The sequence below is a fragment of the Streptomyces sp. NPDC048295 genome, assembly GCF_040652135.1.
Classification (GTDB): Bacteria; Actinomycetota; Actinomycetes; order Streptomycetales; family Streptomycetaceae; genus Streptomyces.
Map to the genome: position 1 here is coordinate 385758 of NZ_JBEZLL010000005.1, position 19910 is coordinate 405667.

Annotated in this window: 17 protein-coding genes and 2 rRNA genes; 4 read left to right on the plus strand and 15 right to left on the minus strand. The window is 72.2% G+C overall.

Annotation, left to right across the window (positions count from 1 at the left end; genetic code table 11):
* Positions 1–127 precede the first annotated feature (127 nt).
* Positions 128–754, minus strand: coding sequence for an NUDIX hydrolase (locus tag AB0D53_RS10320; protein WP_329815629.1), 627 nt, complete (start codon positions 752–754; stop codon positions 128–130).
* A gap of 89 nt (positions 755–843) precedes the next feature.
* The gene (locus AB0D53_RS10325) at positions 844–2517 is read right to left on the minus strand and encodes a CTP synthase (protein WP_362442898.1); all 1674 of its coding nucleotides are present in this window, start codon (positions 2515–2517) and stop codon (positions 844–846) included.
* A 381-nt stretch (positions 2518–2898) separates the two neighbouring features.
* Between AB0D53_RS10325 and AB0D53_RS10330 the strand changes: the two genes are divergently transcribed.
* Positions 2899–4725 carry a glycoside hydrolase family 15 protein gene (locus AB0D53_RS10330; protein WP_362442901.1) on the plus strand — a complete coding sequence of 609 codons (1827 nt, stop codon included), beginning with the start codon at positions 2899–2901 and terminating at the stop codon, positions 4723–4725.
* 46 nt (positions 4726–4771) lie between these two features.
* Here the strand turns inward: AB0D53_RS10330 and AB0D53_RS10335 are convergent, their stop codons facing one another.
* Positions 4772–5635: a sulfurtransferase gene (locus tag AB0D53_RS10335; RefSeq protein ID WP_362442904.1), complete on the minus strand. Its 864-nt coding sequence runs from the start codon at positions 5633–5635 to the stop codon at positions 4772–4774.
* A 219-nt stretch (positions 5636–5854) separates the two neighbouring features.
* On the opposite strand from AB0D53_RS10335, the gene AB0D53_RS10340 reads away from it, so the two are divergent.
* The gene (locus AB0D53_RS10340) at positions 5855–7480 is read left to right on the plus strand and encodes a PucR family transcriptional regulator (protein ID WP_362442907.1); all 1626 of its coding nucleotides are present in this window, start codon (positions 5855–5857) and stop codon (positions 7478–7480) included.
* 18 nt (positions 7481–7498) lie between these two features.
* Here AB0D53_RS10340 and AB0D53_RS10345 read toward each other — a convergent pair whose 3' ends face one another.
* The 6 genes from AB0D53_RS10345 to AB0D53_RS10370 form a co-directional block, all read right to left on the minus strand.
* Positions 7499–8593, minus strand: coding sequence for a glycosyltransferase family 4 protein (locus tag AB0D53_RS10345; protein ID WP_362442910.1), 1095 nt, complete (start codon positions 8591–8593; stop codon positions 7499–7501).
* A 123-nt stretch (positions 8594–8716) separates the two neighbouring features.
* Positions 8717–9520, minus strand: coding sequence for a hypothetical protein (locus AB0D53_RS10350; protein ID WP_362442913.1), 804 nt, complete (start codon positions 9518–9520; stop codon positions 8717–8719).
* Between the two features lie 85 nt (positions 9521–9605).
* The gene (gene recN, locus AB0D53_RS10355) at positions 9606–11351 is read right to left on the minus strand and encodes a DNA repair protein RecN (RefSeq protein WP_362442916.1); all 1746 of its coding nucleotides are present in this window, start codon (positions 11349–11351) and stop codon (positions 9606–9608) included.
* 107 nt (positions 11352–11458) lie between these two features.
* The gene (locus AB0D53_RS10360) at positions 11459–12364 is read right to left on the minus strand and encodes an NAD kinase (protein WP_362442919.1); all 906 of its coding nucleotides are present in this window, start codon (positions 12362–12364) and stop codon (positions 11459–11461) included.
* Entirely contained in the window at positions 12361–13176 is an 816-nt protein-coding gene (locus AB0D53_RS10365) for a TlyA family RNA methyltransferase (protein ID WP_362442922.1), read from the minus strand. Before AB0D53_RS10365 ends, AB0D53_RS10360 begins: the two co-directional genes overlap by 4 nt.
* Positions 13177–13183: 7 nt before the next feature.
* On the minus strand, positions 13184–13522 hold the full coding sequence (locus tag AB0D53_RS10370) for a hypothetical protein (protein ID WP_362442925.1): 339 nt from the start codon (positions 13520–13522) through the stop codon (positions 13184–13186).
* Between the two features lie 43 nt (positions 13523–13565).
* Here AB0D53_RS10370 and AB0D53_RS10375 point away from each other — a divergent pair, with 43 nt between their 5' ends.
* Positions 13566–13913, plus strand: a complete 348-nt coding sequence (locus AB0D53_RS10375; RefSeq protein ID WP_362442928.1) for an SCP2 sterol-binding domain-containing protein — start codon at positions 13566–13568, stop codon at positions 13911–13913.
* A gap of 33 nt (positions 13914–13946) precedes the next feature.
* Here AB0D53_RS10375 and AB0D53_RS10380 read toward each other — a convergent pair whose 3' ends face one another.
* Positions 13947–14789, minus strand: a complete 843-nt coding sequence (locus AB0D53_RS10380; protein WP_362442931.1) for an ABC transporter ATP-binding protein — start codon at positions 14787–14789, stop codon at positions 13947–13949.
* A gap of 110 nt (positions 14790–14899) precedes the next feature.
* Entirely contained in the window at positions 14900–15928 is a 1029-nt protein-coding gene (locus tag AB0D53_RS10385) for an HAD hydrolase-like protein (RefSeq protein ID WP_362442934.1), read from the minus strand.
* A 71-nt stretch (positions 15929–15999) separates the two neighbouring features.
* On the opposite strand from AB0D53_RS10385, the gene AB0D53_RS10390 reads away from it, so the two are divergent.
* Entirely contained in the window at positions 16000–17277 is a 1278-nt protein-coding gene (locus AB0D53_RS10390; protein ID WP_362442937.1) for a DUF1015 domain-containing protein, read from the plus strand.
* Between the two features lie 73 nt (positions 17278–17350).
* On the opposite strand, the gene AB0D53_RS10395 is transcribed toward AB0D53_RS10390, so the two are convergent.
* From AB0D53_RS10395 to AB0D53_RS10410, 4 genes are all read right to left on the minus strand, one after another.
* Positions 17351–18046, minus strand: coding sequence for a tetratricopeptide repeat protein (locus AB0D53_RS10395; protein ID WP_362442940.1), 696 nt, complete (start codon positions 18044–18046; stop codon positions 17351–17353).
* Positions 18046–19137: a hypothetical protein gene (locus AB0D53_RS10400; protein WP_362442943.1), complete on the minus strand. Its 1092-nt coding sequence runs from the start codon at positions 19135–19137 to the stop codon at positions 18046–18048. The genes AB0D53_RS10395 and AB0D53_RS10400 overlap by 1 nt, the downstream gene beginning before the upstream one ends.
* 379 nt (positions 19138–19516) lie before the next feature.
* Positions 19517–19633, minus strand: a 5S ribosomal RNA gene (gene rrf, locus AB0D53_RS10405).
* 133 nt (positions 19634–19766) lie between these two features.
* Positions 19767–19910 (minus strand): 23S ribosomal RNA (locus tag AB0D53_RS10410); the annotation flags it as partial.

Below are 19910 nucleotides of genomic sequence, written 5' to 3' on the forward strand. Positions count from 1 at the left end.
GCGGACGATTTCCCTGGAGCACGGCGCAGAGGTCCCCCGATCGGATCAGCATCTTTTCCGATCGAAGGACCCCGGTGAACCGTTCAGCGGCCCCCTCGGGCCACCGTCGGTCCTCCCCCGCGGCCCGTCAGACCTCGAACGGGCGGGCCGGCCACGGCGCCTCGGCCGGACGCAGCGAATCGATCCCGTCACCCGCGAGGACCGCCGCCAGCGAGAGGACGCCCACCACCAGGCAGTTGTTGTGCAGCTCCCCCGCGAGCACGCCCCGCACCAGCTCCTGGAGCGGCACCCGGGCCAGCTCCATGTCGGCCTCCTCCTCGGAGACCTCGAAGCGCTCCCCGTCGGCCTCGGAGAGGTTCCGGGCCAGGAAGATCCGTACGGCTTCGTCGCAGCCGCCCGGCGTGGTGTAGACGTCGGTCAGCACCCGCCAGTCCTCGGCCTTGACGTACGCCTCCTCGTAGAGCTCGCGCTGCGCCGCGTGCAGCGGGTTCTCGCCGGGGACGTCGAGCAGTCCGGCCGGGATCTCCCAGAGCTTGTGGCGCACCGGGTGGCGGTACTGCCGCAGCACGACGACCCGGCCGTCGTCGTCGAGGGCGAGCACGGCGACCGAGCCCGGGTGGACCTGGTAGTCGCGGCGGACGACCGTGCCGTCCGGCATCACCACTTCGTCGGTGCGGACGCTGGTCTTGTTGCCGGTGAAGGGCGTCTCGGTCGCGGTGACCTGCCACTCCTCGGGCGTGTCCTGGAAACCCATCTACGTCCTCCCACGAAAAACAGAAACCGGGGTACGTGTCCTCGACGGATCCGTACCCCGGTCAACGTTAATGCCTGTGCGGCGCCGGACTACTTGTCCTTGCCGCCACCGGCCGCGGCGCCGGTCTTGCGCTCGACGGCCGCCTTCACCAGGCCCGCGAAGAGCGGGTGCGGGCGGGTCGGGCGGGAGCGGAGCTCCGGGTGCGCCTGGGTGGCGACCAGGTAGGGGTGGATCTCGCGCGGGTACTCGACGTACTCGACGAGCTTGTTGTCCGGGGAGGTGCCGGAGAAGACCAGACCGGCCTTCTTCTCCAGCTCGGCCCGGTAGGCGTTGTTGACCTCGTAGCGGTGGCGGTGGCGCTCCTCCACGTACGGCTGGCCGTCGTACGCCTCGCGGACCAGCGAGCCCTCGGCGAGCTTCGCCGGGTACAGGCCGAGCCGCATGGTGCCGCCGAGGTCGCCCGCGCCCTCGACGTACGCCAGCTGCTCCTCCATCGTCGAGATGACGGGGTGGGAGGTGGCGGCGTCGAACTCGGTGGAGTTGGCGTCGGGGATCTCGGCGAGGTTGCGCGCGGCCTCGATCACGATGCACTGGAGGCCGAGGCAGAGGCCGAGCAGCGGCACCTTGTGCTCGCGGGCGAACTGGATGGCGCCGATCTTGCCGTTGACACCGCGGTCGCCGAAGCCGCCGGGGACGCAGATCGCGTCGACGTCACCGAGCTGCTTCGCGGCGCCCGCCGGGGTCTTGCAGTCGTCCGAGGCGACCCACTTGACCTTGACCCGCGCCTTGTTGGCGAAGCCGCCGGCCCGGATGGCCTCGGTGACCGAGAGGTAGGCGTCGGGCAGGTCGATGTACTTGCCGACGAGCGCGACGGTGATCTCGTGGTCGGGGTTGTGGACGCGGTCCAGCAGGTCGTCCCACGTCGTCCAGTCGACGTCGCGGAACGGCAGGTCGAGCTTGCGCACGACATAGGCGTCCAGGCCCTCGGTGTGCAGCACCTTCGGGATGTCGTAGATCGACTTGGCGTCCACACAGGCCACCACGGCGGCCTCGTCGACGTCGCACATCAGCGAGATCTTGCGCTTGATGGCGGTCGGTACGTCGCGGTCGGCGCGCAGCACGATGGCGTCCGGCTGGATACCGATGTTGCGCAGCGCGGCGACGGAGTGCTGGGTCGGCTTGGTCTTGAGCTCGCCGGACGGGCCGATGTAGGGCAGCAGCGAGATGTGCACGACGAAGACGTTGTCCCGGCCGACCTCGTGGCGGACCTGGCGGACGGTCTCCAGGAACGGCAGCGACTCGATGTCCCCGACCGTGCCGCCGACCTCGGTGATGACGACGTCGACGTCGTCGGTGGCCATGCGGCGGATGCGGTGCTTGATCTCGTTGGTGATGTGCGGGATGACCTGCACGGTGTCGCCGAGGTACTCGCCGCGCCGCTCCTTGGCGATCACCTGCGAGTAGACCTGGCCGGTGGTGACGTTGGCGGAGCCGTCGAGGTCGACGTCGAGGAAGCGCTCGTAGTGGCCGATGTCCAGGTCGGTCTCGGCGCCGTCGTTGGTGACGAACACCTCACCGTGCTGGAAGGGGTTCATCGTGCCCGGGTCGACGTTGAGGTACGGGTCGAGCTTCTGCATCGTGACCCGAAGGCCGCGCGCCTTGAGCAGGGCACCGAGGCTGGAGGCAGTCAGACCCTTGCCGAGGGAAGAGGCGACACCCCCGGTGACGAAGATGTGCTTGGTCGTCGTGGATGTGGGCTGCATAGCCAAAGGGGGCTCCCGTGGTCGCGATCGTGAGGTGCGTACCGGCGTTTTCGTCCGGAGACTCCGGAGGCGCCGTCGCTGCGGTTCGGGGGCCTCGTCTGCGGTTGCGGACGACCACCGGTCCACGGGCTACCAGGGTATCAGCGCCGAAGGGAGCCCGCTTCCGGCCGCATTCCGACGCCCACCTCGCATGATCACCACATGTACTCGTACACACACCCGTTCGGGCCTGACCGGTTGCCGAGACCGTCGCGCGGATCATCGAGGTGCGTCGTATCCTGCTCGGACACTCGCCCAGGGCGAGGTGACGCGTTCGCAGGATCCCCCACAACAACCCCTTGCGACGACCTCTTGACCCGCAGTAATGCCCTACGGGGCGACATGGCCGTTCGACTGGAGATGCACGTGGCCGGGCGCATCGAGGATTACGCACTCATCGGAGACATGCAGACCGCCGCCCTGGTCTGCCGGGACGGCACAGTGGACTGGCTGTGCCTTCCCCGCTTCGATTCTCACGCCGTCTTCGCGGGACTGCTTGGCACCGAGGAGCACGGCTTCTGGCGCCTGGGTCCCGCGCGGGCCGACGGGGCGCAGCCGGCGCCCGCGGACCGCCGCCGCTACCGCGGGGACTCCCTCATCCTGGAATCGGAGTGGGACACACCGCGCGGAACGGTCAGAGTGACCGATTTCATGCCGCCGCGTGACGGCGCACCGCAGGTGATCCGGATCGTGGAGGGGATCAGCGGCCGGGTGCCGATGCGCTCCGAGCTGCGCATGCGGTTCAGCTACGGCCGGGTCACCCCCTGGGTGCACAAGGTCGACGGCCGCACGGTCGCCGTCGCGGGCCCGGACTCCGTCTGGCTGGACACCCCCGCCGACACGTACGGCGAGAACCTCACGACGTACTCCGACTTCACGGTCGCGCCGGGTGACCGGATCGCGTTCACCATCAGCTGGCAGCCCTCGCACCACGGGCCGCCGGCGCTGCCGGACCCGGAGGGTTCGCTGGACGCGACCGCGGACTTCTGGCGCGAATGGGTCGAGCAGTGCACGTACCACGGGCCCTACCGCGAGGCCGTGGTCCGCTCCCTGATCACCCTCAAGGCCCTGACGTACGCGCCGACCGGCGGTATCGTCGCCGCGCCGACCACCTCCCTGCCGGAGGACATCGGCGGCTCCCGGAACTGGGACTACCGCTACACCTGGCTGCGCGACGCCGCGATCACGCTCTCCTCGCTGCTGCGCACCGGCTACCGCGAGGAGGCCCGCGCCTGGCGCGAGTGGCTGCTGCGGGCCGTCGCCGGCGACCCGGAGAACCTGCAGATCATGTACGGCATCGCGGGCGAGCGCGAGCTGGGCGAGGCCGAGCTGGACTGGCTGCCCGGTTACGAGAACTCCGGCCCGGTCCGGGTCGGCAACGGCGCGGCGGGCCAGCTCCAGCTGGACGTGTACGGCGAGGTCACCGAGGCGCTCCACCTCGCCCATATGACCGGCCTGACCCGCAACGACTACGCGACGGGCCTCCAGCTCAAGCTGATCGAGTACCTGGAGAAGCACTGGGACGAGCCGGACGAGGGCATCTGGGAGGTGCGCGGGCCGCGCCGCCACTTCGTCCACTCGAAGGTGATGGCCTGGGTCGCCGTCGACCGCACCATCAAGCTCATCGAGTCCGGGGACGCGGAGGGGCCGCTGGAGCGGCTGCACGAGCTGCGCGACGAGATCCACCGCGATGTCTGCGAGCGGGGCTACGACCCGGAGCGCAACACCTTCACCCAGTCCTACGGGTCGAAGGAACTGGACGCCTCGCTGCTGCTGATCCCGCAGATGGGCTTCCTGCCGCCGGACGACAAACGCGTGATCGGCACGATCGAGGCGATCCAGCGCGAGCTGTCCACCGAGGACGGCTTCGTGCTGCGCTACCCCACCTCGGGGGAGGACGCGGGCGTCGACGGCCTGGAGGGCGACGAGGGCGCGTTCCTGGCCTGCTCGTTCTGGCTGGCGGACGACCTGGCGATGATCGGCCGGGTCGACGAGGCACGTCAGCTCTTCGAACGGCTGCTGTCCCTGCGCAACGACCTGGGCCTGCTCGCCGAGGAGTGGGACTCCCGGCTGCAGCGCCAGGTGGGCAACTTCCCGCAGGCCTTCAGCCATGTTCCGCTGATCGACACGGCGCTGCGCCTGACGGCGAGCGGCGCTTACGTCGGCTGACCCCAGGATCACGGGGCGGGCGGGTCTCCGCCCGCCCCGTGATCTCTCACCGCGCCCCGGTCACGACCGGCAGCTCCGACGGCAGCCCCCACTCGCTCCAGGACCCGTCGTACACGGCCTGTCCCCGGTACCCCGCGAGTTCCGCCCCCAGTGCCAGGACGCACGCGGTGACACCCGATCCGCAGCTGACGACCAGCCGCTCGCGCTCCCCGGCCAGGTCGGCGAACACGGTGCGCAGCTCATCGGCCGGGCGCATCCGGCCGTCGCGCTGGAGTTCGCCGAAGGGCAGGTTGACCGCCCCCGGCATGTGTCCGCCGCGCAGCCCGGGCCGGGGTTCGGCGGCGGCGCCGGTGAACCGGTCCCGGGAACGGGCGTCGAGGACCACCGCGGCCGGGTCGGCCAGGGCCGCCGCCACCTCCTCGCTGCCGACGAACATCCCCGCACGCGGCTGCGCGGTGAAGTCACCGGGCGCCGCGGCGGGCACCGGCCCGGCGCTCTCCAGCGGCAGCCCGGCCCCCGCCCAGGCGGGCAGGCCGCCGTCGAGGACCGCGACCCGGTCGAAGCCCATCGCCCGCAGCATCCACCAGGCCCGCGCGCTGGAGTAGATGCCCGCGCCGTCGTACACGACGACGGTGTCGGTGCCGTTCACGCCGAGGGAGCGCAGCTCCTCGGTGAACCGGCCGGCGCCGGGCAGCGTGTGGGGCAGCGGGCCCGAGTGGTCGGACAGCGCCCCGTCGATGTCGAAGACCCGCGCGCCGGGGATCCGCCGCCCGCCGCCCCGGTGCGCGCCGACCGAGGCGTCGAGGACGACCGTTCCCGGCCGGCCGAGCCGCCTCGCCAGCCAGTCGGCCCCGACCAGCGGGCCGGGAAGCTCCTGACTGCTCGCGTACACCGGTATGTCGTCGCCCACGGCTGCTCCAGCTCTTGATCCGGATGTGAGGGCCACTCGGCCCGAACCGTGCGGCGTCCACAAGATCGCAGCGGCGCTCGGCCCGTGTCAACAGCGGTTCCGCGGTCCCCGGACTCCCCCGGTGGCTCCCCCGACGACGCCTTTGGCGCCCGGGGCCGGTACCTTCCTGAATCAGGGCGTCCGCCCGTCCGAACCGAGTGAAACGCGAGGCCAGAGCCAGTGGAGACGCAAGGCGGAATCACCGTGCAGCGAGCCCTGGAGCTGCCGGGGCTGCGCGGTGGGCTCCCGGAGGTGGTGGCCGGCGCGGACCGGCTGAACCGCACGGTGCGCTGGGTGCACGCGGGCGAGGTCCCCAACATCGCTTCGCTGCTCAAGGGCGGTGAACTGCTGCTCACCACCGGCCTCGGGCTCGGTACCCGCCCCGCCGAGCAGCGCGCCTTCGTCCGCAGGCTCGCCGACCGCCAGATCGCCGCCCTGGTGGTGGAGCTGGGGCCGCGCTTCAGCCGGCTGCCGGCGTCGATAGTGGACGCCGCCCGCGCCGCGGGGCTGCCCCTGGTGCAGCTGCACCGCGAGGTGCCGTTCGTGACGGTGACCGAGGAGATCCACACCGAGATCGTCAACGGCCACTACGCGCTGCTGCGACAGGCCGAGGACGTGCACCGGCGGTGTACCGCGGCGCTGCTCGGCGGTGGCGGGGTGCCCCAGGTACTCGGCATCCTGGCGGACTTCGCGGCCAACCCGGTCTTCCTGGAGACGGCGGACGGCCAGCTGCTGTACGCGGCGGGCCCCGGGTCCGGTCCGGTCTCCGCCGATCCGCTCCAGGTGTGGGACGGGATGCGCGGCGGCCGGGCGGCCCGTGAGACACCGCCCACCGGTTCGGTGCTGGTGGATGTGCCGGGCGGCGGCCCGGGCACCGGTTCGGTACGGGCCAGGCTGGTGCTGCTGGCCGTCTCCGGACCGCTGGTGACCGTGCACCGGATGGCGGCGGAGCGGGCGGCGGGGATCCTCGCCGTCGTGCTGATGCAGGCCCGTCAGGAGGAGGAGCTCGCGGCGCGCGGCCGGGGCGACTTCCTGACCGATCTCGCGGAAGGCCGGATCACGCCGGAGGACGCGCCCGCGCAGGCCCGCGTACTGGGGTTCAAGCCGGCCGAGATGCCACTGCTGCCGGTGGTGATGCGGCTGGCCCCCGAGCTCTCGGTGTCCGGGAACTGGGCGTTGCTGGCCCGGGCGGTGCTGGAGGAGCTCTCGTCGGTGGGTGTGCCGGTGCTGCTGGGCGTGCGGCCTGTGGAGGGCCGGGTTCCGGTGCTGCTCGGGCTGCGGTCCGAGTCGGAGCGCACGGCGGTCGCGGACCGGGTCGCGGCGGCGCTGCGGGCCGGTGTGGAGCGGGCCGGGCTGGAGCGGGCCGGTTCGCATCCGCCGGTCGTGGTGGTGGGTGTGGCGGGCGGCTGGGCGGCAGCCGGTGCGGGGCTGCGGCACGCGGCGGAGACGGCGACGGCCGCGCACGGCCTCAGCGACCGGCCCTGGTACGACGCCCGGCGCCTCGACATCGATCTGTTGCTGTGGCGGTTGCGGGACCACCCGGATCTGGCGGCGTTCGTGGACCGGGCGATCGGCCCGCTGCGTGATCACGACCGCACCTCGCGCCCGGCGCTGCTGCCGACGCTGGAGACGTATCTGGCCCACGCGGGCCGCAAGGCGGAAACGGCGCGGGAGCTGCATCTGAACCGTCAGACGCTGTACAACCGGCTGGCCAGGATCGGCGAGCTGCTCGGCACCGACCTGGACGACCCCCAGGCGGTGCTGGCGCTGAGCCTGGCTCTCCGGGCCCGTCGCCACACCTCGTAGCCGGGCCGGCCGAGCGGCTCAGCGCGCCCGCGCCACCAGCGGCTGGGTCAACTCGTCGTACACACTGAGCACTTGGGCGATCGTGTCGTCCTCGGTCGGCCAACTCGCGGCCTGTGCCTGCCCGGCGGCCGACATCTCCTCGCGCCGCCGGGCATCCCCGAGCAGCCTGGCCACCGCCCGTGCCAGCGCCTCCGCGTTGCCGTACGGCACGAGCTCCGCGGCGTCCCCGACGAGTTCGGGCACCCCGCCGACCGCGGTGGCGACCAGCGGGACGCCGAGCCGCAGCGCTTCCTGGGCCGCCACCGAACGCGCCTCCCAGCTGCTGGACAGCACGGCCAGGTCCGCCGCGGCGAGCAGCTCGGTCCGGTCGTCGCGGCTGCCGACGAGCCGGACGGGCAGGTCCTCGTCCCTGATCCGGCGCTGCAATGCGGCTCGTTCCCGCCCCTCGCCCACGACGACCAGGAGTGGTGCGGGGTCCAGCTCGCGCCACAGCCGCGCGGCGTCGAGCAGGGTGCCGTATCCGTGATGCGGTACGAGGCTCCCGCAGGCGATGATCAACGGCCTTTCCACCGCACCGAGTTCGGCCCGCGCCTTGTTCTCGTGCGCGGCGGCGGGCAGCTGGGGTACGGGGGCGGAGACCGGCGCGAGCCGCGCGTCGCGCGCCCCCCTGCGCCGTGCCCGGTCGACCAGGTCCGACGTCGTGCCGAGCACAACCGCCGCCGCGCGGGCGGCCCTTCGCTCCATCAGCCGGATCAGCCGGCCGCGGGCCCCTTCGACGTGGGCGCGGGCGTGCCAGGTGACGACCAGCGGAACGCGCCGGCCGCCGAGTGCGAGGGCGGCGCGTACGGCGGCGTGCGGGCCGTGCGCGTGGACGACGTCCGCGGTCAGGCAGGCGGCACGCAGGGCGGCGACGGAGACGGGGTCACTGCGCCGGGGCACGGGCGTGAAGCGGGCCCCCGTACCCGAATAGCCGTAGGCGTGGTCCAGTTCGGCCGGGGCGCAGACGGTGACGTGCACGCCTCTCGCCACCAGTCCCGCGGCCAGCGAGCCGACGTGGGCGCTGCTGCCCGCGCTGCCGCCGCCCAGGACTTGGACCGTACGCAGCTGTGACACGTTGAATGACTCCCGGGGCTCCCGAGTCGGCGGTGATTGCATCGCCAAGGATGCCAGTCCGTACGCACGTTCCGGCACAATCAGGCCGTCGTTGCGGCCGGCACAGCGACCACCGGACGCGGCCTACCACTCGCACGGGTGAGAAACCGGCGCGCTGTTGCCCGCCCGGCCCCGCGGCCTTCCCGGCCGGCGCTCCGACAGCACCCGGACGAGCCGGCTGATCCGGTCCCCGTACGCCGCCGCCGCGACCAGTCCGGCGGCATGCGCCAGGAGTCCGGCCCGGCCGCGTCCCGCGACGATCGCGACCCCGAGCGCGGCCCCCAGGGCGTGGACCCCGGTGTCCCCGAGCATGGTCCGCTCCCCCAGGTCGTCGGCGACGAGCGCGGCCACGGCACCCATCGGCGCGGCGGCGAGGCACCCCCGCGGCAGCCCCGGGGACCCGAGGGCGAGCACGGTGGCGGCGGCCGCGCCGGGCCGCACGTCCACCAGATTGACGAGATGGGCGGTTCCGGCGATCACGACCGCGGCGAGCATCCGGTCGACGGGCCGCTCCTTCAGCAGCACGCCGGCCGCGAGCCCGGCGGCCCCGATCCCGAAGAGTTTCACCGCGCCGCTGGTCACCTCGCCGTCCCGCAGCGCACCCAGATGGGCGCGGAATCCCCGGCGCGGATCGCCGGCTCCGACGAGGTCGTCGTACACGCCGCAGCCGCCGGCCGCCAGTACGGCGAGCACGGCGGCGCACCGGGTACGGGCCGGCAGCGGCAGGACGGCCGTTCCGGCCGCGGTGCCGAGGACGGCGGCCGGACCCGCGTACAGATCGACAGCACGGCCCGCGTAGTTGACGCGCCGCCGGTGCGGGCGCGGCCGGGTCCGCAGCGCCCGGTACACACCCCCCGCCACGACGGCGGCGACGGTCCCGGACGTCACGGCCCTGCTGAACGCTGCTCCCCTGAGCGCCAGGCTACGCAGCGGACCGCCGCGGCGGCCGGGCGGGAGCCCCTGCCCGTGGGCCCTATCCGTCCGACCTGGCCGCGGCGAGCAGCTCCTCCGCGTGGGCCCGTGCGGTCTGGGAGTCCTCCTGGCCCGCGAGCATCCGGGACAGCTCACGCACCCGGTCCTCGCCCTCCAGGACCGTGACCCCGCTGCTGGTCACCGAGCCGTCGACGGTCTTCTCGACCAGCAGTTGCCGGTCCGCGAAGGCCGCGACCTGCGGCAGGTGCGTGACGACGACGACCTGGGCGGACCTGGCGAGCTTCGCGAGCCGCCGTCCGACCTCGACCGCGGCCTTGCCGCCGACGCCCGCGTCGACCTCGTCGAAGAGGTACGTGGGTACGGGGTCGGCGCCCGCGAAGACCACCTCGACGGCGAGCATCACCCGGGACAGTTCACCGCCCGACGCGCCCTTGGCGATCGGCCGGGGCTGGGCGCCGGGGTGCGGGGCCAGCAGCAGCTCGACCTCGTCGGCACCGGACGGCCCGTAGACCACGTTCCGCCCGTCGATCCCGATGCCGGACGCCTCGTCGGGCGCCTCGGTCTGCCGGATGTCGAAGGAGACCCGGGCGTGCGGCATGGCCAGCGAGGCCAGCTCCGCGGTCACCGCCTGGGCGAAGAGCGCCGCCGCCCGGTTGCGCGCGTCGGTCAACGTCTGTCCGAGGCCGGAGAGTTCGGCCCGCAGCGCGTCGCGCTCGGCCGTCAGCTCGCCGATCCGGTCGTCGTCGCCCTCCAGCTCGGTGAGCCGGGCGGCGCCCTCCCGGGCCCAGGCGAGCACGGCGCCGATGTCCTCGCCGTACTTCCGGGTGAGCGCGGTGAGCACGGCGCGGCGCTCCTCCACCGCGGCGAGCCGCAGCGGATCGGCGTCCAACTGGTCGGCGTACCCGGCCAGTTCACCGGCCACGTCGGAGAGCAGGATCGAGATCTCGCCGATCCGGTCGGCGAGCGCCGCCAGTGCCGGGTCGTGGGCGCGCACGGCGTCCAGGGAGCGTCCGGCGGCGGCGACCACGGTCGTCGCGTCGATGCCCTCCGGGTCCTCCGGATTGCCCGCGAGCGCGGTGTGCGCGAGGGCCGCGGCGGAGGCCAGCGCCTCCGCGTGGCCGAGCCGCTCGGCCTCGGCGGCGAGCTCGATGTCCTCACCGGCCAGGGGTTCGACCGCGGCGACCTCGCCCAGCCCGAAGCGCAGCAGATCGGCTTCCTGGGCGCGTTCACGGGCACGGGTCGTCAGCTCGTCGAGCTCCGTGACGACCGCCCGCAGCCGCCGGTAGGCCGCCGCGTAGGCGGCGTGCGGCACGGCGACCCCGTCGCCCGCGTACCGGTCGAGCGCCTGCCGCTGCCGGGCGGGCTTGAGCAGCCCCTGCTGGTCGGTCTGACCGTGCACGGCGACGAGTTCGTCGGCGAGTTCGGCGAGCACGCCGACCGGCACGGACCGGCCACCGAGATGCGCCCGGGAGCGCCCCTCCGCGGAGACGGTACGGCTGATCAGCAGCGCACCATCCTCGATCTCGGCCCCGGCCTCCTCGGCCCGCAGGGCGACGGCGTCGCCGTCGGACACCGTGATCCGCCCCTCGACGACGGCTGCCTTGGCCCCGATCCGCACCAGGGCGGGGTCGGCACGCCCGCCGAGCAGCAGCCCCAGACTGGTGACGACCATGGTCTTGCCCGCGCCGGTCTCGCCCGTCACCGCGGTGAAGCCGGGTGACAGCTCCACCACCGCGTCGTCGATGACTCCGAGCGACCGTATCCGCATCTCCTCCAACACGGACACGACCTTACGAGGTCCGGAGCCCGATGTGCGACGGACCCCGTCCCCGGGGCTCGCTCTCCCGGGTATCCGCCCGGTATTCGCAACACCTCCGGGGGAATGTCCGCCGCTCAGTGCGGTGCGCCGCGCCACCCGGAGACCGGCAGTGCGAATTTCGCGACCAGCCGGTCCGTGAACGAGGCGTGGTGCAGCCGCGCCAGCCGTACGGGCACCGCGCCGCGCCGCACCTCGACCCGCGCCCCCGCGGGCAGCTCCACGGTCCTGCGCCCGTCGCACCACAGCACCCCGTGCGGGGTGTGCTGCTGGACCTCGACGGCGAGCACGGACGTCGGGGAGGTCACCAACGGCTTGGCGAACAGCGCATGGGCACTGATCGGCACCATCAGCAGGGCCTCGACCTCGGGCCAGACGACGGGACCGCCCGCCGAGAAGGCGTAGGCGGTCGATCCGGTCGGGGTCGCGCAGACGATCCCGTCGCAGCCGAAGCCGGTCACGGGACGGCCGTCGATCTCCAGGACGACCTCCAGCATCCGCTCGGGCGACACCTTCTGCACGGCCGCTTCGTTGAGCGCCCAGTCGGTGTGGACGACATCGCCGTTGCTGTGCACCAGGACGTCGAGCGTCATGCGCTCCTCGACCTGGTACTCCCGGCTGACGACCCGGTCGACGACCTTGTCCAGGTCGTCGCGCTCGGCCTCGGCGAGGAAGCCGACCCGGCCGAGGTTGACGCCGAGCATCGGCACCCCGGAGGCGCGGGAGAACTCGGCGCCGCGCAGCAGCGTCCCGTCCCCGCCGAGCACGATCAGCAGTTCACAGCCGTCCACGGCCCCGGGCGTGGTGTCCGTGACCGTCTCGACGGACGGCGGCAGCGGCAGATCGGTCGCCTCGGTGGCCAGCACCCGGACGCCGAGGCCACTGCGCAGCAGCCCCTGTACAACCAGTTCGGCACTGCGGATCGCGGCCGGACGGCCGGTGTGTGCCAGAAGAAAGACAGTTCGTGCCGCATTCGTCGTCAACGAGGCCCCTCCGCCACTGCACGGTCGACATCTGCGGGATCGAGCTCAGGTGCTCCTGCCCGCAGCCAGAGAAAGTACTCGACATTTCCCGAGGGCCCCGGCAGCGGGCTCGCCGTCACCCCCCGCACTCCGAGCCCCAGCGCCCAGGCCCGGCGTGCCACTTCCCGTACGGCTTCGGCCCGCAGCTCGGGGCTGCGCACCACACCACCGCTGCCCAGCCGCTCCTTGCCGACCTCGAACTGCGGCTTGACCATGAGGACCAGGTCCGCGTCGGGGGCGGCGCAGCGCGCCAGGGCGGGCAGCACCAGGCCCAGCGGGATGAACGACAGGTCGCCGACCACCAGGTCCACCGGCTGCCCGTCGATCGCCTCCAGCGTCAGCTCCCGTACGTTGGTGCGGTCCTTGACGATGACGCGTTCGTCGGACTGGAGCGACCAGGCGAGCTGCCCGTAGCCGACATCGACGGCGACGACATGGCCGGCGCCGGCCCGCAGGAGCACGTCGGTGAAGCCACCGGTCGACGCCCCCGCGTCCAGCGCCCGCCGCCCCTCGACCTTCAGTCCGAGGGGCACGAAGGCGGCAAGGGCGCCGGCGAGCTTGTGCCCGCCGCGCGAGACGTACTCGGGGTCGCTGTCGTCCTTGATCACGACGACCGCGGCGCTGGTCTCGACCTGGGTGGCGGGTTTGGTCGCGGTGTTCCCGCCGACGGTCACCCGCCCTGCGGCGATCAGCTGGCTCGCGTGCTCGCGCGAGCGGGCGAGCTTACGGCGTACCAGCTCGGCGTCGAGGCGGCGACGTGCCACTCCTGCCACGTTCGGTTCAGCTCCTGTTGTCGTACGAGGGCATCGGTGCGGGTACCGGTGCGGGGGTGGGCCCGGCGTCCAGCGCGGTCAGCGATTCGCGCAGCACACGGTGTACATCCTCGTACACCTCGATGTGTCCGTCCGCCGGGAGGTGGTCCGCATCGGCGAGACGCTCCAGCCCCGCGTCCACCCCGGCGTTGCCGGTGGGGGTGCGCACGACGCCGAGGGGCGCGGGCGCGGCGGGGTCGAGCGGGGTCCCGGCGGCCGGGTCCGCGCCCTCGCCGGACGGGTCCGCCGCCTCGCTCCCGGGCAGTGTTCCGGCTGCCGTCCCCGGCTCCGGCATCGCGTCGCTCATGCGGGAAACGCTACCGCGAAGGGCTGCGGTACCGTCGGTCGCAATGGTGACCATGGCGGAGTGCCGCAGCGCACTCGACAAACTGTCCGACAGCCTCGCAGGGGCCGACGGCGACGTGCGCAGCGCGGCTGCCCTCGACCGCTCGCTGAGCTGCCACATCAAGGACCTCGACATCACCTTCACCGGCCGGCTGGCCGATGGCCGGATCCAGGTCCTGGACACGGTCGAGGGCCCGCCCCGCGAGAAGGCCGAGATCCGGCTCGCGATGACCGGTGACGACCTGGTGGCCATGGTGGACGGCGATCTGAATTTCGCCAAGGCATGGGCTTCGGGCCGGGTCCGCCTGGAGGCCGGTTTCCGCGATCTGCTGAGACTGAGGTCGCTGCTGTAGGCGGTACGGGGCCGGCCTTCCTCCGACGGCCGCTCAGCCCCCGGCCGACGCTCCGGCGGGCGCCTTGCCCCGTACACCCGCACCGTCGCCACGCGGCCTGCGCGCGGCCGGTACCACCAGCGGGGTCCCGGTCTCCGGATCGTCGATGACCTGACAGCGCAGCCCGAAGACCCGCTCCACCAGCTCCGCGGTGACGACCTCGCCCGGTGCGCCCTCGGCGATCACCTCGCCCTCGCGCATCGCGATCAGGTGGGTGGCGTAGCGCGCCGCGTGATTCAGGTCGTGCAGGACGGCGACCAGGGTGCGCCCCTGCGTCTCGTGCAGCTCCGCGCAGAGGTCGAGAACATCGATCTGGTGCTGGATGTCCAGAAACGTCGTCGGCTCGTCGAGCAGCAGCAGCGGCGTCTGCTGGGCGAGCGCCATGGCGATCCAGACGCGCTGGCGCTGCCCGCCGGACAATTCGTCGACATACCGATCGGCGAGTGTGCCGACCCCGGTCGCCGCCATCGATTCCTCGACAATCCGTTCGTCGTCGGGCGACCACTGGCGCAGCAGCCCCTGGTGCGGGTACCGGCCGCGCCCGACGAGGTCGGCGACGGTGATGCCGTCCGGCGCGATGGAGGACTGCGGCAGCAGCCCCAGCGTCCTGGCGACCTTCTTCGCCGGCATCCCGTGGATCGCCTGCCCGTCCAGGAGCACCCGCCCGCTCTCCGGCTTCAGCATCCGCGAGAGCGCGCGCAACAGGGTCGACTTGCCACAGGCGTTGGGGCCGACGATCACCGTGAACGAGTTGTCGGGAATGCCGACCGAGAGATTCTCCGCGATGACCCGCCGGTCGTAGCCGAGGGTCACCGAGTCCGCGGTGAGGCGCTGCATGGTCGTACTCCCGGAGTCGAGGTGATCGGGTGCGGACGACGACACACCGAGCAGGACTAAGTTAGGTTAGCCTACCCTCTTTTGCGTATGGGTCGCCGGGAGCCCTCCCGCTACAGCCCCAGCCTGGCGACCGCCTTCCCGGCGTCCAGCCCGCACGAACCGTCCCCTGCGTACGACCACGCCGCCCCGCAGAGCGCCCGCAGCCCGTCGAGTACGTCCCCGTCGCCCTCCAGCACCAGCTCGTCCCCGCGCACCGATGCCGTCCAGCCCCCGCACACGAAGCCCTCGCCGCGCTCCGCCACCTCGGGCTGACCGGTCAGCAGCCCCCGCAGATCCGCGTCCACATACGTCGGCCGGTGCTTCGGCACGGCGGCCAGCAGCTGCGCCGCGTCCGTCACCCCGGTGAGCACCAGCAGGGAGTCCACGCCGCCGTTGCACGCGCCCTCGATGTCCGTGTCCAGCCGGTCGCCGACCACCAGCGGGCGTTCGGCCCCGGTCCGCAGCACGGTCTCCCGGTGCATCGGCGGCAACGGCTTCCCGGCGACCTGCGGCTCGGCCCCGGTCGCGATCCGCACGACCTCCACCGCCGCGCCGTTCCCCGGCGCGATCCCGCGGGCGCTCGGAATCGTCAGATCCGTGTTGGACGCGAACCACGGCACCCCGCGCGCGATCGCGTACGCGGCCTCGGCGAACCGCCCCCAGGCCATGTCGGGCCCGCCGTACCCCTGCGCCACCGCGACCGGCTCGTCGTCCGCCGACTCCACCGGCACCAGGCCCCGCTCCCGCAGCGCGACCCGCAGCCCCTCGCCGCCCACCACCAGCACCCGGGCACCGGCGGGCAGCTGGTCGGCCATCAGCCGGGCGACCGCCTGCGCCGAGGTGATCACATCGGTGGGCTCCGCCGGCACGCCGAGTTCGGTCAGGTGCCCGGCCACCGCGGCCGGCGTCCGCAGGGCGTTGTTGGTCACGTACGCCAGGTGCATCCCGCCGTCCCGTGCCGCCGCCAGCGAGTCGACGGCGTGGACGATCGCATGACCGCCCGCGTACACCACCCCGTCGAGGTCGAGCAGCGCCGTGTCGTACGCCTCGTTGAGCGCGGTGCTGCTGCCGCTCGGCCTGGTCCTGCTCGCCTGACTCATTCTTTGCGCTCCTCGTTCCATGCTTTCGCCCCGATCATCGCGCATTCCGGCCGCGCACATACGATGCAGAAATGAACACATCAGGTCCGGCCGGCCAGGGACTGCGTCTGATTCCGTTCCGTGGACTGCGATACGTCCCCGAGCGGGTGGGCAGCCTTGCCGCGGTGACCTCACCGCCGTACGACGTCGTCGTACGGCCCGACGGGCTGCACCACCTGGAGAATGCGGATCCGTACAACATCGTCCGGCTCATACTCCCGCAGGCGGAAACGGCCGCGGCCCGCCACGAACAGGCGGCACAGACCCTGAACCACTGGCTGGCCGAGGGTGTCCTCGCGCCGGACAGCGAGCCCGCGCTGTACGTCTACGAGCAGCGCAACGCCGAGATCCTGCAACGCGGCGTCGTCGGGGCGCTGGCGCTCTCGTCCCCCGCGGACGGCATCGTCCTGCCGCACGAGGACGTGATGGCCCATGTCGTCGAGGACCGGGCCGACCTGATGCGCACCACGGCCGCCCACTTCGAGCCCCTGCTGCTCACGTACCGCAGCGACGGCGACGGCCCGGGCGCGACCGCCGTCATCGAGCGGACCACGGACCGTCCGCCGCTGCTCGCCACCACCACCGAGGACGGTTACCACCACCGGCTCTGGGCTGTCACCGACCCGGCCGAACGCGCCGAGATCGAGACCGATCTCGCCCGCCACCAGGCCCTGATCGCCGACGGACACCACCGCTGGGCCACGTACCTCCGTCTCCAGCAGGAGCACACCGCTCCCGGCCCCTGGGACTTCGGTCTGGTCCTCCTCGTCGACACGGCCCGCTACCCGCTGCGGGTCCGCGCCATACACCGGCTGCTGCACCGCCTCCGGGTCACCGACGCAATCGCCGCTCTGGACGGCTTCTTCCGCGTCCGCGACCTGGACGGACCGCTCCCCCGGGCCCTGGACGCACTCGCCGAGGCGGCCGCCGAGGGCAACGCGTTCCTGCTCGCCGGCGACGGCGGCTTCCATCTCGTCGACCGCCCCGACCCCGGTCTGCTGTCCCGTACGATCCCGGCCGACCGCCCGGCCGCCTGGCAGACCCTCGACGCGACGGTCCTGCACGCGGCCCTGCTCGACCACATCTGGCAGATCCCCGACGCCCCGGAACACATCGCGTACATCCACGACACCGCAGCCGCCGTCGAACAGGCCGAGCGCCACGGCGCGACGGCGGTCCTGATGCATCCGGTACGCGAGGAAGTCGTCCGGGACCTCGCCCGGCAGGGCGTCACCATGCCCCGCAAGTCGACCTCGTTCGGCCCCAAGCCGGCCACCGGCCTGGTCCTGAGAAGCCTCGACCTCGGCTGATCCGCGGACGGCAAAAAGTGGCCAACAAAAAGAGGGCGGCATCCCGGAAGGGATGCCGCCCTCTTCTCATGCCTTACGCCTCGGACGTACGCCCCTTGTCCTCGCCGTCCTCGTCGGTCCCGTCCTCGTGCTCGTCCTCGTGCTCGTCCTCGTCGAGGGCATCGACGAACTCGACGCCGTCCATCTCGGCGAGCCGGTCGGACGCATCGGTCGAGCCGTCCTTGTCGGCCTCCAGGGCCTTCCCGAACCACTCGCGCGCCTCGTCCTCGCGCCCGGCCGCCAGCAGGGCGTCGGCGTACGCGTAGCGCAGCCGGGCCGTCCACGGGTGCACGGCGTTCGACGCGAGCTCGGAGCTCTGAAGGGTGACGATGGCCGCGTCGAGCTGGCCCATGTCCCTGCGTGCCCCGGCGGCCACCAGGCGCATCTCGACCTGCCCGGCCTTGTCGAGCTTCTGCACCTCGGGCTCACCGGCCATCGCCATCGCCCGCTCGGGCCGCCCGAGCCCGCGCTCGCAGTCGGCCATGACGGGCCACAGCTCCACGGACCCGGTCATCCGCTTGGCGGCCCGGAACTCGGCCAGCGCCTCCGAGTACTTCTGCGTGGCGTACGCGGCGAACCCGGCCGCCTCACGCACCGCGGCCACCCGCGAGGCCAGCCGGAGCGCGATCCGCGAGTACGCGTACGCCTGCTCCGGGTCCTCGTCGATCAGCCGGGCCACCATGACGAGGTTGCGCGAGACGTCCTCGGCCAGGGTCTTCGGCAGGCTCATCAGCTCCTGCCGCACATCCTTGTCGATCTCGTCACCGGTGACGTCCTCGGGAATCGGAAGCCTCTTGATGGGCTCGCGGTCCCGGTCGTCGCGACGCTCGTACCCGCCGCGGTCGTCACGCCCGCGGTAGCCACCCCGGCCACCACGATCGTCCCGCTGGCCGCGGTATCCACCGCCCCGGCTGTCATCGCGGCGGAAGCCACCGCCGGAACCAGCGCCGCGGCTGTCGTCACGGCGGTAGCCGCCGCCGCGGCTGTCGTCATCACGACGCGGGCCACGCGGCCGGTCATCACGACGCTCGAACCCACCCGAAGGACGCCCACCACGGTCATCATCCCGACGCGGCCCACGGAACCCGCCACGCTCATCGTCCCGACGCGGCCCACGATCACGATCGCGGTCGTCACGACGGAACCCACCACCGCGGCTGTCATCACGGCGGAAACCACCACCGGAACCGCCACCACGACTGTCATCACGGCGGAAACCACCACCGGAACTGCCGCCCCGGCTGTCATCACGCCGGAAGCCACCACCGGAACCGCCACCACGGCTGTCGTCACGGCGGTAGCCGCCGCCGCGGCTGTCGTCATCACGACGCGGGCCACGCGGCCGGTCATCACGACGCTCGAACCCACCCGAAGGACGCCCACCACGGTCATCATCCCGACGCGGCCCACGATCACGATCGCGGTCGTCACGACGGAACCCACCACCACGGCTGTCATCACGGCGGAAACCACCACCGGAACCGCCACCACGACTGTCATCACGGCGGAAGCCACCACCGGAACCAGCGCCGCGACTGTCATCACGGCGGTAGCCGCCGCCGCGGCTGTCGTCATCACGACGCGGGCCACGCGGCCGGTCATCACGACGCTCGAACCCACCCGAAGGACGCCCACCACGGTCATCATCCCGACGCGGCCCACGATCACGATCGCGGTCGTCACGACGGAACCCACCACCACGGCTGTCATCACGGCGGAAACCACCACCGGAACCGCCACCACGACTGTCATCACGCCGGAAACCACCACCGGAACCGGCACCGCGGCTGTCATCACGCCGGAAGCCACCACCGGAGCCACCGCCCCGGCTGTCGTCACGGCGCGGTCCCCGGTCACGATCGCGGTCACGGTCGCGGTCGTCGCGGCGGAAGCCACCGCCACCGCTTCCGCCGGTGGGCCGGCTGTCGTCACGCCGGTAGCCACCACGGTCGTTGTCCCGGCGCGGTCCGCCGGAACGGTCGTCACGACGGCCGCCGAAGCCGCCTCGGTCACCACCGTCCCGGCGACGCGGCTCGCGCTCCGAACGATCGTCGGGAGAGTTGGTGGACATCGGCGTGACTCCTGTCATCGGGTACTACAAGACATTCTGGCGCAGCCGGACATCCGACGCGCTTCGACAAAAAACAAAAGGACCCTTGGTCCCAGCGTGAACGCTGGGACCAAGGGTCCTTGAAAGATTGTTCGGCGGCGTCCTACTCTCCCACAGGGTCCCCCCTGCAGTACCATCGGCGCTGAAAGGCTTAGCTTCCGGGTTCGGAATGTAACCGGGCGTTTCCCTAACGCAATGACCACCGAAACACTATCGGGCCATCCCGCAAAGCGAGATATCGGCACTTAGCGAACAAGCACACTTTTCAATTAAGTAGTGAAACTGTTCAACCGGTGCGACTGTTCGCAACCCGGGAACAACACAGTGGACGCGAGCAACTGAGGACAAGCCCTCGGCCTATTAGTACCAGTCAGCTCCACCCGTTACCGGGCTTCCACATCTGGCCTATCAACCCAGTCGTCTACTGGGAGCCTTAACCAATCAAGTTGGTGGGAATACTCATCTCGAAGCAGGCTTCCCGCTT

Excerpts from the sequence above, each read along its gene's own strand:
- AB0D53_RS10320 (WP_329815629.1), bottom strand. The coding sequence starts at position 754 with ATGGGTTTCCAGGACACGCCCGAGGAGTGGCAGGTCACCGCGACCGAG.
- AB0D53_RS10325 (WP_362442898.1), bottom strand. The coding sequence starts at position 2,517 with ATGCAGCCCACATCCACGACGACCAAGCACATCTTCGTCACCGGGGGT.
- AB0D53_RS10330 (WP_362442901.1), top strand. The coding sequence starts at position 2,899 with ATGGCCGTTCGACTGGAGATGCACGTGGCCGGGCGCATCGAGGATTAC.
- AB0D53_RS10370 (WP_362442925.1), bottom strand. The coding sequence starts at position 13,522 with ATGAGCGACGCGATGCCGGAGCCGGGGACGGCAGCCGGAACACTGCCC.
- AB0D53_RS10375 (WP_362442928.1), top strand. The coding sequence starts at position 13,566 with ATGGTGACCATGGCGGAGTGCCGCAGCGCACTCGACAAACTGTCCGAC.
- AB0D53_RS10380 (WP_362442931.1), bottom strand. The coding sequence starts at position 14,789 with ATGCAGCGCCTCACCGCGGACTCGGTGACCCTCGGCTACGACCGGCGG.
- AB0D53_RS10385 (WP_362442934.1), bottom strand. The coding sequence starts at position 15,928 with ATGAGTCAGGCGAGCAGGACCAGGCCGAGCGGCAGCAGCACCGCGCTC.
- AB0D53_RS10390 (WP_362442937.1), top strand. The coding sequence starts at position 16,000 with ATGAACACATCAGGTCCGGCCGGCCAGGGACTGCGTCTGATTCCGTTC.
- AB0D53_RS10395 (WP_362442940.1), bottom strand. The coding sequence starts at position 18,046 with ATGAGCCTGCCGAAGACCCTGGCCGAGGACGTCTCGCGCAACCTCGTC.